This is a genomic window from Pseudomonas sp. RC2C2 (genome assembly GCF_018390435.1).
Classification (GTDB): Bacteria; Pseudomonadota; Gammaproteobacteria; order Pseudomonadales; family Pseudomonadaceae; genus Aquipseudomonas; species Aquipseudomonas donghuensis.
This window is the reverse complement of sequence record NZ_JAHBAX010000001.1, coordinates 3,193,089-3,206,096: the sequence shown is the minus strand read 5'-3', so window position 1 is coordinate 3,206,096 and position 13,008 is coordinate 3,193,089. Positions and strand designations below refer to the sequence as shown.

13 protein-coding genes are annotated in these 13,008 nt (G+C 61.4%); 2 read left to right on the top strand and 11 right to left on the bottom strand.

Translation table 11 applies throughout. The features are described 5' to 3' along the window. The 6 genes from cyoE to KHO53_RS14745 form a co-directional block, all read right to left on the bottom strand. On the bottom strand, positions 1 to 888 hold the full coding sequence (gene cyoE / locus KHO53_RS14770; protein ID WP_213570447.1) for a heme o synthase: 888 nt from the start codon (positions 886 to 888) through the stop codon (positions 1 to 3). An 11-nt stretch (positions 889 to 899) separates the two neighbouring features. After that, on the bottom strand, positions 900 to 1,232 hold the full coding sequence (cyoD, locus tag KHO53_RS14765) for a cytochrome o ubiquinol oxidase subunit IV (protein WP_010223513.1): 333 nt from the start codon (positions 1,230 to 1,232) through the stop codon (positions 900 to 902). Beyond that, positions 1,233 to 1,862 (bottom strand): cytochrome o ubiquinol oxidase subunit III, encoded by a 630-nt coding sequence (locus KHO53_RS14760; protein WP_026001353.1) that lies wholly within the window; start codon positions 1,860 to 1,862, stop codon positions 1,233 to 1,235. It abuts the gene before it with no gap. 3 nt (positions 1,863 to 1,865) lie between these two features. Continuing rightward, a complete protein-coding gene (gene cyoB, locus KHO53_RS14755) occupies positions 1,866 to 3,884 on the bottom strand; it encodes a cytochrome o ubiquinol oxidase subunit I (protein ID WP_010223515.1) in 2,019 nt (672 codons plus the stop codon). Between the two features lie 3 nt (positions 3,885 to 3,887). After that, positions 3,888 to 4,832, bottom strand: a complete 945-nt coding sequence (gene cyoA, locus KHO53_RS14750) for a ubiquinol oxidase subunit II (RefSeq protein WP_010223516.1) — start codon at positions 4,830 to 4,832, stop codon at positions 3,888 to 3,890. A gap of 563 nt (positions 4,833 to 5,395) precedes the next feature. Further along, positions 5,396 to 5,902: a disulfide bond formation protein B gene (locus tag KHO53_RS14745; RefSeq protein WP_010223517.1), complete on the bottom strand. Its 507-nt coding sequence runs from the start codon at positions 5,900 to 5,902 to the stop codon at positions 5,396 to 5,398. A gap of 226 nt (positions 5,903 to 6,128) precedes the next feature. Between KHO53_RS14745 and KHO53_RS14740 the strand changes: the two genes are divergently transcribed. Beyond that, entirely contained in the window at positions 6,129 to 6,392 is a 264-nt protein-coding gene (locus tag KHO53_RS14740; RefSeq protein WP_010223518.1) for a YebG family protein, read from the top strand. Positions 6,393 to 6,398: 6 nt separating this feature from the next. Here the strand turns inward: KHO53_RS14740 and KHO53_RS14735 are convergent, their stop codons facing one another. Continuing rightward, positions 6,399 to 7,418 (bottom strand): Leu/Phe/Val dehydrogenase, encoded by a 1,020-nt coding sequence (locus KHO53_RS14735; protein ID WP_010223519.1) that lies wholly within the window; start codon positions 7,416 to 7,418, stop codon positions 6,399 to 6,401. A gap of 125 nt (positions 7,419 to 7,543) precedes the next feature. On the opposite strand from KHO53_RS14735, the gene KHO53_RS14730 reads away from it, so the two are divergent. Next, the gene (locus KHO53_RS14730; protein ID WP_100781948.1) at positions 7,544 to 8,350 is read left to right on the top strand and encodes a SirB1 family protein; all 807 of its coding nucleotides are present in this window, start codon (positions 7,544 to 7,546) and stop codon (positions 8,348 to 8,350) included. Here the strand turns inward: KHO53_RS14730 and KHO53_RS14725 are convergent. From KHO53_RS14725 to hmgA, 4 genes are read right to left on the bottom strand one after another with little or no spacing between them, the layout of a single operon-like run. Continuing rightward, positions 8,271 to 9,665 (bottom strand): MFS transporter, encoded by a 1,395-nt coding sequence (locus KHO53_RS14725; protein WP_010223521.1) that lies wholly within the window; start codon positions 9,663 to 9,665, stop codon positions 8,271 to 8,273. The two genes, KHO53_RS14730 and KHO53_RS14725, sit on opposite strands and share 80 nt — an antisense overlap. 48 nt (positions 9,666 to 9,713) lie before the next feature. After that, positions 9,714 to 10,340: a maleylacetoacetate isomerase gene (gene maiA, locus KHO53_RS14720; RefSeq protein WP_100781947.1), complete on the bottom strand. Its 627-nt coding sequence runs from the start codon at positions 10,338 to 10,340 to the stop codon at positions 9,714 to 9,716. Between the two features lie 12 nt (positions 10,341 to 10,352). Next, entirely contained in the window at positions 10,353 to 11,645 is a 1,293-nt protein-coding gene (gene fahA, locus KHO53_RS14715; protein WP_159388120.1) for a fumarylacetoacetase, read from the bottom strand. 3 nt (positions 11,646 to 11,648) lie between these two features. Beyond that, positions 11,649 to 12,950 (bottom strand): homogentisate 1,2-dioxygenase, encoded by a 1,302-nt coding sequence (hmgA, locus tag KHO53_RS14710; protein WP_010223524.1) that lies wholly within the window; start codon positions 12,948 to 12,950, stop codon positions 11,649 to 11,651. Positions 12,951 to 13,008 lie beyond the last annotated feature (58 nt).

Sequence of the window (13,008 nt, the reverse complement as noted above, 5' to 3'; positions counted from 1 at the left end):
TCAGTGCGCGTAAGTCAGCAACAGCTCGGTCGGCACCTTGGTGTCCAGCGACATCATCACGCTCAGGGCAGTGATGGTGAAGATCGAGAACACGAACAGCTTGCGTGCCCACAGGCGATCGTCCACTGCCTTGTAGCCGGTCCAGGCCATGTACAGCCAGTACATGCCCATGGCGGCGGCAACGGCCAGGTAGCTCATGCCCGCGTAGCCGCCCAGGGTCAGCATCAGGGTCGCGACCAGGAACGCCACGATGTACCAGAGGATGTGCTTCTTCGCCACCAGGATCCCACGCTTGACCGGCAGCACCGGAATCGATGCGGCCAGGTAGTCGTTGAAGCGGAAGATCGCAATGGCGTAGGAATGCGGCATCTGCCACAGGCTGAACATCACCAGCAGGGTCAGTGCAGCCAGGTCGAAGCTGTTGCTCACCGCGCAGTAGCCGATCACCGGAGGCATGGCACCGGACAGGCTGCCCACCAGGGTGCCGTGCACCGATTTGCGCTTGAGGTACAGGCTGTAGAAGCCGACGTAGATGACAAAGCCGATCAGGCCGAACAGCGCCGCCAGGGCATTGGCCTGCACATACAGCAGGCCAAGGCCGGCCACCCCGAGCAGGGTGGCGTAGGCCAGCGCGACGTTCAGCGAGATCTGGCCCTGGACCATCGCACGGTTCTTGGTGCGCTCCATCTTGATGTCGATGTCACGGTCGATGCAGTTGTTGAACACGCAACCGGACGCCACCACCAGCGAAGTGCCAATCACCGTGGCCAGGAACAGCATGAAGTCGACATGCCCTTGCGCGGCAAGGAAAAAACCGCCTGCCACAGAAAGCACGTTACCGAAAATGATCCCCGGTTTGGTGATTTGGATAAAGTGCTTAACGGACATGTCGTCTTACCTCACTTCGCCATCATGCTGGTGTGGATGCTGAACATGATCCACAGCGACAAGCCGACCAACAGTGCAATGACCATCGCTGTAAACAGGAAGGTCGACACGTTGGAGCGCTGCTCGGCGGAACGGTCCATGTGCAGGAAGTACACCAGGTGAACCACGACCTGAATGACCGCCAGGGCCACCACGATCATGATCGTGATGTCCTTCGGCATGCTCGGGAACATCACCAGGCCGAACGGAATCGCCGTCAGGATCACCGACAGGATGAAACCGATCACGTAGGACTTGACGCTACCGTGGTTGCCCTCGGCGTGGCTGTTATGTGCGTTAGCCATTTACAGAACCCCCAGCAGATACACGACGGTGAACACGCAGATCCAGACCACGTCCAGGAAGTGCCAGAACAGGCTCAGGCAGCTCATGCGGGTCTTAGCGGTACCGGTGATACCGTGCTTGTTGATCTGGTACATCATCACCGCCATCCAGATCAGACCTGCGGTCACGTGCAGGCCGTGGGTACCGACCAGCGCGAAGAACGCCGACAGGAAGCCACTGCGCTGCGGGCCGAAGCCCTCGGCGATCAGGTGATGGAACTCATAGACTTCCATCGCGATGAAGCCGGCACCGAACAGGAAGGTGACAGCCAACCAGCCCAGCACGCCGCCCTTGTTGCCTTTGAACATCTGCAACATGGCGAAGCCGAAGGTGATACTCGAGAACAGCAGCAGTGCGGTTTCGACCGCGACAAAGTCCAGCTGGAAAATGTCGTGACCCGACGGGCCGCCGGCAAAACTGCCGGACAGCACCGCGTAGGTGGCGAAGAGCGACGCAAACAGGATGCAGTCGGTCATCAGGTACAGCCAGAAACCGAATACGGTCATCTGGCCCGAGTCGTGGTGGTGGTCGTCATGCCCATGGTCGTGACCATGAGCATGAGTATCAGCGTTAATTACATGACTGGACATTGATTAAACCCGTTCAAACGATTCGACACGTGCGCCAACCGGGGTACCGGTAGCCAGGCCCAGGGACTTCATGCGCTCACCTTCGATGCGCGCCACTTCCTCGGCTGGAACCATGTAGCCCTGGTCGTCACGAGCAGCGTGGGCGACGAAGACCGCGATGGTACCGATCAGGCTTGCGCCGACCAGCCACCAGATGTGCCAGATGAAGGCGAAACCGAATACGGTGAGCAAGGCACCCATGAACACACCGGTAGAGGTGTTGTTCGGCATGTGGATCGCTTCGTACTTGGCTGGAACCTTGTAAGCCTTACCGGCTTGCTTGGTTTCGTGCCATGCATCCAGATCGACATTCTCAGGCATGCTGGCGAAGTTGTAGAACGGCGGTGGCGACGAAGTCGACCATTCCAGGGTACGGCCGCCCCATGGGTCGCCGGTCACATCCATGTTGTCCTTGCGGTCGCGGATCGAGACGTACAGCTGGATCAGCTGGCAAGCGATACCGAACAGGATCAGCACGGCGCCGAACACGGCTACGTACAGGTAGGGTTCCCACAGTGGGTTGTCGGAGTGGTTCAGACGACGGGTCATACCCATGAAGCCCAGTGCGTACAGCGGCATGAAGGCCACGTAGAAACCGGAGATCCAGAACCAGAAGGCAGCTTTGCCCCACTTCTCGTTCAGGGTGAAACCGAAGGCTTTCGGGAACCAGAAGGCGAAGCCGGCAATGTAGCCGAACACCGCACCACCGATGATCACGTTGTGGAAGTGAGCGATTACGAACAGGCTGTTGTGCAGGACGAAGTCAGCACCTGGAACAGCCAGCAGTACGCCGGTCATACCACCGATCGAGAAGGTCACCATGAAGCCCAGGGTCCACAGCACCGGTGCGGTGAAGCGCAGACGGCCCTGGTAGATCGTGAACAGCCAGTTGAACAGCTTCACCCCGGTCGGAATCGAGATCAGCATGGTCGCCAGACCGAAGAAGGTGTTGACGCTGGCGCCCGAACCCATGGTGAAGAAGTGGTGCAGCCATACCGCAAAGCCCAGTACCGCGATCGCGCCCGAAGCGTAGATCATCGACTTGTGGCCAAACAGGCGTTTGCCGGCGAAGGTCGAGGTGACTTCCGAGAACACACCGAAGGCCGGCAGGATCAGGATGTAAACCTCAGGGTGACCCCAGGCCCAGAACAGGTTGACGTACATCATCGGGTTCCCACCAAGCTCGTTGGTGAAAATGTGGAAGTCCAGATAACGGTCAACAGTCAGCAGAGCCAGTGCAGCGGTCAGGATCGGGAACGAAGCGACGATCAGCACGTTGGCCCAGGTGCAGGTCCAGGTGAAGATCGGCATGTCCATCAGCTTCATGCCAGGGGCGCGCATTTTCAGCACGGTGGCGAGGAAGTTGACACCCGTTAGCGTCGTACCCAGACCCGATAGCTGTAGCGCCCAGATGTAGTAGTCGACACCCACGCCAGGGCTGTACTGGATACCCGCCAGCGGTGGATAGGCGACCCAGCCGGTCTTGGCGAACTCACCAACACCCAGGGAGACGTTGACCAGCACGACGCCGGACACCAGCAGCCAGAAGCTCAGGGAGTTCAGGAACGGGAAGGCAACGTCACGTGCACCGATCTGCAGAGGCAGGGCCAGGTTCATCAGGCCGGTGAAGAATGGCATTGCCATGAAGATGATCATGATCACACCGTGAGCGGTGAAGATCTGGTCATAGTGTTCGGGAGGCAGGTAGCCCTCGGAACCGCCGGTGGCCATGGCCAGCTGCGTGCGCATCATGATGGCGTCGGCAAAGCCGCGCAGCAGCATGATCATCGCGACGATGATGTACATCACCCCGATTTTCTTGTGGTCGACCGAAGTCAGCCACTCGGACCACAGGTAGGTCCATTTCTTGAAATAGGTGATTGCACCGATCAACGCAATACCGCCGAGCGCGATCATGGCAAGTGTCACCATGACTATCGGCTCGTGATACGGAATCGCATCCAGACTTAGTTTACCGAACATCTCTTACTCCTCTGCCCCAGCAGCTGAATGCATAGTCACGTCCATCCCTTCGGTACCGGCCGCTTCTTTGCTCTGCTCTTTTTCGTGGACCGGCCGACCGCGGTTCATGCCTTCGTACTTGTCGACGATGGACTGGAACTGCTCAGGCGAGGCCACGCTGTACAGCGCGACTGGATTGTTTTCGCTCGTTTTGGCCAATGCCGCGTATTCAGCCGCATCCAGCTGTTTAGGCGATTGCTTGACTTCGTTCACCCATGCTTCGAAATCAGCCTGGGAGGTGGCGGTTGCCTTGAACTTCATACCGGTGAAACCAGCACCGCTGTAGTTGGCGGAGATACCGTCGAACTCACCGTTCTCGTTGGCGATCAGGTGCAGTTTGGTGGTCATGCCAGCCATTGCGTAGATCTGCCCGCCCAGGCCCGGGATGAAGAAGGAGTTCATCACCGAATCGGAGGTCACGCGGAAGTTGACCGGGGTGTTGGCCGGGAAGACGATCTTGTTGACCGTGGCAATGCCTTGTTCCGGGTAGATGAACAGCCATTTCCAGTCCAGGGCGACCACGTCGATCTGCACCGGCTTCACGTCGGAAACCAGCGGACGATACGGGTCCAGCTCATGGGTGGTCTTGTAGGTGACGTAACCCAGGGCAATGATGATCAGCACCGGGATGGTCCAGACCGCCACTTCGATCTTGGTCGAGTGCGACCAGTCCGGGGTGTAGGTGGCTGCCTTGTTGGAAGCGCGATACTTCCAGGCAAACGCCAGGGTCATGAAAATGACAGGAATCACCACCAGCAACATCAAGCCGGTAGCGATCAGGATAAGGTTCTTTTGCTCAATGCCGACCTGGCCCTTCGGGTCGAGCAGGGTCCAGTTGCACCCACTGAGTAAAAGCATGCCTAAAAAGGGCAGAATGCCAAACAGTCTGGGGTAACGCTTTTTACTCATCTCACGACCTCTAGAGCAGCTTGCTTCAATGCAATTTGTGTTTTGGTCGCCAACACTTCGTCCTGCCAAGCGTCAGCATTTATGGGATCGAATACGGTCATGCCTTGAGGCCAGCTGCGGCGGCTCGGCATAAACCGGGTATTACGGTGTTTATTGTTTTGACTTCAGTAGGCAACAGGCCTGTCTTCAGACCAATTCCATTTGGTGCGGGAAATCACGGAGGGGGGTCAGCCCGGCATCGCCGCAGGCGATGCTCGTCAGAGTCAGCGAAAAGAGCCTGGGCTCCTTTAATCCTGCGACTCGCAAGCGGTGCCGAACGGAAATTGGGGGCGATTGTAGATAGGTAACCAATCGTTGACTATGACTTATTGAGCAACAGTCCTTTACCGATTACGTAACAATAGCGCCTGAAAAATCAGTTTCGCGACAGTTTGTCGCACCCCTTCCAATACCCCTGGAACGCCCGTTTTACAAGGGCCGAGACTTGATCAGGATCAAGTCTGGTGCGACAAACTTTGCAAATCTCATTGCGCAACGGACTTGCGTCAACACATGACTTTTGTCTAAGCCTGGCGGCGGTTGCGGTAGATGCCCAGAGGCACCAGAACGGCGGTCAGGATAAAGGCCGCCAGGGCCCATTGCGCCAGGGACAGGCCCATGACCGGCGGGTACGGCGTGGAGCAGAAACCATCGACCTGGAACACCAGTGGCAGCACCGACGCCAGCGGCAGGCCGTCGACGATCGGTTGCAGGGTATCGATGCCGCAACTGACCGCTGGATTGGCCAGAATGTACACATGATTACCGGCAGCGGCGATACCGCCGATGGCGCTGAGCACCACCAGGCCTTCGAGCACGGTCAGGCTGCGTTTGCCGGGCATGGCCGCACCGATGAAGGCAAACAGCGCGATCAGCAGCAAGGCATAGCGTTGCAGGATGCACAGCGGGCATGGCGCCTCGCCCAGCACGATCTGCATGTACAGCGCCCCGCCGATCAGGGCCAGGCAGATCACCCCCAGCAGTACCAGAAAGCGCCGTTCCCGATTCAGGCGCGATGTTTGCTCGTTCATTGCTGTTCCTTCGTAGACTGGATGGCTCGACTGCCGATACGCAATTCTACACGCTGAAGCAGACCATAGAGAGCGGCAAAAGTGCCGCGCCAGGCCCTCGTGGAGAGAAGCGAAGAGCAGAATACTGATTTGCCACTATCTTAGTCCTGTGGATTACCCTATCATTAACACTGTACAAATAAACAGTATCGAATACATCGATTACCAAAGGCATGTGAGGTGATGAATGGCCGTCGAAGTGGTATACCGCAGCAGCCGCGACCTGGAGCGCTTGTTCATGGATAAAGCCGAAGCAGACCGTCACGACAAGATGCTCGAGCTGGCCGAGCTGTTGGCCGAGGTCCTGAAGAAAGCCGTGCCTTCGCTGAGCGAACAGCAGGTCGAGGATGCCGGTATCTATATGGCGAAAAACCGTGATGTGTTCGCCAAGGCCTTCAAGAGCCAGCCCGACGCCCTGTCCGAGTTGCTCAACGACAGTACCGCCGAGTAACCGTCTTCAGTTGTAGATCAACTGCTCGGCCAGCATCTGCGCCACCCGCGCCGGCGAGCGCTTCTCGGCCTGGGCATGAGCGAAGACCTCGGTCAGGCGCAAGGGGATGCGCGCCAGGTGCGCGGTAATGGTGCTCAGGTCCTCGCCACGGTGCCTGAGCGCCACGTAGATCAACCCGCCGGCATTGATCACGTAATCCGGGGCATAAAGGATGCCGCGGCTTTCCAGCTGATCGGCCACCTGCAAGGTGGTCAACTGGTTGTTGGCCGCCCCCGCCACCGCCGCACAGCGCAACTGCATCACGCTCTGCCCCGTGAGCACCGGCCCTATCCCGCACGGGGCAAAGATGTCGCAGGGTGTGCTGATCAACATCTCGTTGGCCACCGGCCGGGCATTGAACTGCTCAATGGCCAGTTGCACCCGCCCCGGGTCATGATCACTGACCAGCAACTCGGCACCCGCTGCATGCAACTGCTCAGCCAGCGCATAACCGACATTGCCCAGGCCCTGCACGGCAATACGCAAACCTTCGAGGTTATCGCTGCCCAGGCGTGCCATCGAGGTAGCGCGAATGCCGGCGAACACCCCCATGGCCGCATGCGGCGAGGGGTCGCCGGCAGCGGTGGTGCTGGTGACGTGCTGGGTGGTCTGGGCGATGCAGTCCATGTCCAGGGTCGAGGTGCCGCTGTCCACGGCCGTAATGAAGCGCCCCTGCAGGGTATCGACAAAGCGCCCGAACGCCTCGAACAAGGCTGCACGGTTTTCCACATGGGGGTTGCGAATGATCACCGCCTTGCCCCCGCCCAACGGCAACCCTGCCAGCGCAGCCTTGTAACTCATGCCCTGGGCCAGGCGGATGGCGTCGATCATGGCGCTGTCGTCGTCCGGGTAAGCCAGGTAGCGGCAACCTCCCATGGCCGGGCCCAGGTGTTCGCTATGAATGGCGACCACTGCTTTGAGGCCGGTCGGCGGATCGATGCACAGGTGCAGCGACTGCGTGCGGGTGCTTTGCATGAGAGCGAACATCAACGGGCTCCTCGATGAGGTGCTGATCCCAGTATAGGTCGCGCTTTCACGCCTGATGACAACACTCGGACCACTGGACGAAAAGCCGCGCCAGCGCTACAACAGAAGCTTGAGCGGAGATTGTCATGAACCCACGTAGCGCCTGCCTGGCTTGCCTTGAACGTGACCCGGTCGCCTTGCTGGAAGCGGCACTGTGGATTGCTGCCGAGCACGATGAGAGCGTGGTGCCGGCGCAGGTCCTGGCCGAGGTTCAGGCATTGCAGCAGGAGGTCAGCGCCGGGCTGCCGATGCTGCCGCTCAGCGAACTGGCCCAACCCTTGTTGCGCCGCCTCAACGCCCTGGGTTTCCAGCAGGACGAGTACCACCCCCTGCGGCCCCAGTCGGCGCTGCTCGACAAAGTCATGCAGCGTCGCCGCGGTCAGCCATTGGCCCTGGCCCTGCTGACCCTGGAACTGGCCCATGGCCTGTCGATCCCCCTTGAGGGCGTGAACTTCCCCGGGCATTTCCTCTTGCGGGTGCCAGGCGCCGATCACCTGCTCGATCCTTGTGGCGGGCGGCGCCTGTACCCGGCCGATTGCCGCGAACTGCTGGGCCGTCAGTTCGGCCCGCAACTGGCCCTGAGCGCCGACCACCTGCTGACCGCCAGCCCTATGCAGATGCTCCAGCGCCTGTCACGCAACCTGCGCCAATTGCACGCCAGCCACGATGACTACCTCGAAGCCCTGAAGGATGCCGAACGGGTGTTGCAGCTGGGCCCGGGCACGGCTGCCGACTACATGGCACGCGCCACCCTGTATCAGCACCTGGAATGCCCCCAGGCCGAACGCTTCGACCTGGAGCACGCCCTGCTGCTCAGTGACGATCCAATCCAGCGCTTGCGCCTGACGGAACGCCTGAGTCATTTGCCACCGGCGTCGCCATCGGTGCATTGACCGCCTCGGCCGGGCTGCGCACCTGAATGATCAACAACGCTGCCAGCACCGCCGGAATCGCGCAGAAGAAGAATATCTGCTCGACCGGCAGGTGCATGGCCAACAGCAGGCTGCCGAACAGCGGCCCGAGGATCGAACCAAAGCGCCCTACCCCCAGCGCCCACCCCGTGCCGGTGGCCCGCACCTGGGCTGGATAGAAGTTGCTGGTAAAGGCGTTGAGCGTCAGTTGCCCGCCGATGATGCAGAAACCGGCGGCGAACACGCAGACCACCAGCCAGCGCGGGTTGCTGTGGTTCAGGCCGACCAGCACGGTAAACACCGCCGCCGCCAGCAGCACGGCACTGAGCAGGCGCACCTTGCGCTTGAGGCGGTCGGCGAACCAGGCCATGAACACCGCACCCAGGGTGCCGGCAAACAGGAACATCGAGGTCACCAGGTTGGCCTGATTCAGGGCCAGACCGCTTTCAAGCAGCAGCGAGGGCAGCCAACTGATCATGAAATACAAAAGGATCAGGCTGACGAAGAAGGTCGACCAGATCAACAGGGTCGGCCTGGCGTAGCCATCACGAAACAGCGCCACGACAGTGAGCTTGTTCTGGTTGTCTGCCATGGCCTGCGCACTGGCTGCAGGCGGCTGCCAGCCCGGGAGCATCTTCGCCGTGATCTTGAGCAGGCGCGCATAGGGCGGCGCATCACGCAGCAAGCGGGGCAAGGATTCAGGCAGGTACAAGACCAGGAACGGAAACAACAGCAGCGGCGCAATACCGCCGGCGAGGAACACCGCCTGCCAGCCGAAGCTGTCGATAAACCCGGCAGCGACGAAACCGCCCGCAGCGCCCCCCAGCGAGAAACCGCAAGCGGCCAGCGTGACCATCAGGGTACGCAAGCGCGGCGGCGCATATTCGGACATCAGCGCCATGGCACTGGGCATCGCCCCGCCCATGCCGATGCCACACACAAAGCGCGCCAGCATCAGGCTGTTGAGGGAGTTGGCGAACACCATCATCACGGTCAGGCTGGAGTACAGCAGTACACAGCACAGCAGCACCCGACGCACGCCAAAACGATCCGCCAGCGGCGTCACCGCCAGCGAACCGAGGGTCAGGCCCAGCAGGTTAGCGCTGAACACCGGCCCGAATGCGGCCTTCTCCAGGCCCCAGTCCTGGGCCAGAGAAGGAATCACATAGCCCAGCACCTGAGCATCATAACCATCGGTAACCAGCAATAAGGCGAGTAACAACAGCAATAACCACTGATAACGCGACACGGGCCGGGCATCCAGCGCCGTGCGAAAGCTGGCAATCTGATTGTGCATCGCAAGGTACCTTTTATTGTTATGGGTATCAGGTGCGGGCAGCGGGGTTTATGGCGTATCGGGCTGCCTCGACGGATGAGCCTGGGCGAACGCCGCATGTTGCTCGGCCAGCGCGGCGACCCGGCGAATGCGCGGGAAGCCACTGAGGTCGATGTTGAAGCGTTCGGCGGCATACAGTTGCGGAATCAGGTAGACATCAGCCAGCCCCGGCTCGTCGCCAAAGCAGAAGCCTTCATCGTCGATCAACTGCTCGACAGCAGCCAGGCCCTGGCTGATCCAGTGGCCGATCCACTGGTTGACCTGGGCGTCATCGTGGCCCAGGCCACGCAACTGGTTAAGCACACTGACGTTGTGCAGCGGATGAATATCGCAGCCGATCAACGCCGCAACACCACGGGCCTGGGCCCGCCGAAGCGGATCTTGCGGCAGCAGCGCCGGCTGTGGATAAACCTCTTCCAGGTATTCGATGATCGCTGGCGACTGCACCAGCACCTCACCGGAGTCGACCTTCAGCGCCGGCACCCGCCCTTGCGGGTTGAGGGCCAGGAAGTGCGCCTCGCGCTGCTCGCCCTTGAGCAGGTTGACCGGCAGTTGCCGGACCTCCAGCTGCTTGAGCGCCAGGGCAATCCGCACCCGGTAGGACGAGGTCGAGCGGTAGTAGGTAAAGAGTTCCATGGCCCTGCCCTCTCAGTGAGCCGCAAGGATCTTGCCGCGGCATTCACCGAAGCCGATCGAGGCCACGCCATCGCGCTTGCAACGGGCGCGCAGGATGATCTCGTCACCGTCTTCGAGGAACTTGCGCACCTCGCCCGACGCCAGTTCGACCGGCTCCTTACCGCCCTGGGTGATTTCCAGCAGGCTGCCGAACTGGCCCGGCTGGGCACCGGACAGGGTGCCGGAACCGAACAGGTCGCCCGGCTGCAGCTGGCAACCGTTGACGCTGTGGTGGGCAACCATCTGCGCCACGGTCCAGTACATGCTCAGGGTGTTGCTCAGGGTCAGGCGATGGGCCGGCAGCTTCTGCTCGCGCATGCGCTCGGTCAGCAGCAGCACTTCCAGCTCGATATCGAAGGCGCCGTTGGCCTGGTCGCGCTTGTCGAGCAGGTACGGCAGTGGCTGCGGATCACCTTCCGGGCGCGCCGGCTGGGCGCAGCGGAACGGTTCCAGGGCTTCGGCGGTGACCACCCACGGAGAAATGGTCGAGATGAAGCTCTTGGACAGGAACGGGCCCAGCGGCTGGTATTCCCAGGCCTGGATATCGCGTGCCGACCAGTCGTTGAGCAGGCAGAAGCCGGCGATGTGTTCAGCGGCTTCGGCGACCGGGATCGAATCGCCCATGTCGTTGCCCTGGCCGATCCAGATGCCCAGCTCCAGCTCGTAATCCAGGCGCGCGCACGGGCCGAAGCTCGGTTCGCTCTGGCCGGCGGGCAGGGTCTGGCCTTTTGGCCGGCGCACGTCGGTACCGGACGGGCGAATGGTCGACGCGCGGCCGTGGTAGCCGATCGGCACGTGCTTGTAGTTGGGCAGCAGCGGGTTATCGGGGCGGAACAGCTTGCCGACATTCTTGGCGTGTTCGATGCCGACATAGAAGTCGGTGTAGTCGCCGATACGCGCCGGCAGGTGCAGTTGGCACTCGCTGGCCGGATACAACAGCGGCTTGAGCGCGGCCTGGTGCTCGCTGTGCTCGCCGAGCAACTCCAGCAGGCGTTCACGCAGGGCGACACGCGCATTACGGCCGAGGGCGAAGAAAGCGTTCAGCGCACCGCCGCGGGTGGCTTCAACCGCAGCGCGTGCCTGGCCGTCGAACAGACCGGCAGCCAGCACGGCTTCCAGGTCGAGAATGGCATCACCGATAGCCACGCCACAGCGCGGCGCCTGGTCCTTGCGGCTGAAGATCCCCAGAGGCAGGTTCTGCAGCGGGAAGTCGCCGTGGCCGTTGGCGTGTTCGACCCAACTGCGGGCAAGGGCGGACTGATTCATGGGTTATCTCCGATTCGGGGTAAAGGTGCTCGGCAACGAGGCCCAGCAACTATCGTAGTCGGCCTGCAATTGCGGGCATTCGAGCGCATGACGGCTCGGGCGCAGCACCTGGCTGGTCTCGAACATGAAGGCCATGGTGTTGTCGATCTTGTTCGGTGCAAGCTCCACGGCAATGGCCTTGCTGCAGGTCTCGGCATCCGGGCCATGGGCGCTCATGCAGCTGTGCAGCGAAGCGCCGCCGGGCAGGAAGCCTTCGGCCTTGGCGTCGTACTCGCCCTTGATCAGGCCCATGAACTCGTTCATCAGGTTGCGGTGGAACCACGGCGGACGGAAGGTGTTCTCGGCCACCATCCAGCGCGGCGGGAAAATCACGAAGTCGAGGTTGGCCATGCCTGGCACGCTGGTCGGCGAGGTCAGCACGGTGAAGATCGAAGGGTCCGGGTGGTCGAAGCTGACCGTGCCGATGGTGTTGAAGCGGCGCAGGTCATATTTGTACGGCACGTTGTTGCCGTGCCAGGCGACCACGTCCAGTGGCGAGTGGTTGAGTTGGCAGCCCCACAACTCGCCGAGGAATTTCTGCACCAACTGCACCGGGCCGTCGATTTCTTCGTAATGGGCCACCGGCGCCAGAAAATCGCGCGGGTTGGCCAGGCCGTTGCTGCCGATCGGCCCCAGGTCCGGGATGCGCAGCGGCGCACCATGGTTTTCGGCCAGATAACCACGGGCCTGGGCGTCGAGCAGTTCGACGCGGAACTTCAGGCCACGGGGCAGTACCGCGATCTCCAGCGGCTCGACGTCCAGCACGCCCAGCTCGGTGACGATGCGCAGGCGGCCCTGCTCCGGCACCAGCAGCAGTTCGCCGTCGGCGTTGAAGAACACCCGTTCCATGGAGCGGTTGGCGCAATAGGTATAGATGCTGATGCCCGCCGGTTTTTCACCCGCCGAGTTGGCCGCCATGGCCACCCAACCGTCAATGAAGTCGGTCGCGTCGCTCGGGATCGGCTGTGGGCTCCAGCGCAGGCGATTGGGCGTCACCGAGCCCAGCGGACCACCGGCCAGTTGACGCTCCAGGCGCTCGAAGCGCGGGTGCAGGGCCGAAGGGCGAATGCGGTACATCCAGGTGCGGCGCAACTCGCTGCGGGCCATGGTGAAGGCGGTACCGGAAAACAGTTCGGCATACAGGCCGTACGGGGCTTTTTGCGGCGAGTTCTGCCCGACAGGCAGGGCGCCAGGCAAGGCTTCGCTGGCGAATTCGTTGCCGAAGCCGCTCTGGTAGCCGAGGACAGGGGTGTTATCGAGGTTCATCGAGCCTCCGGGCCCAGTGCAGGCCGGTCAATGGCAGTTGGCTGCAGGCCTTGAAGGG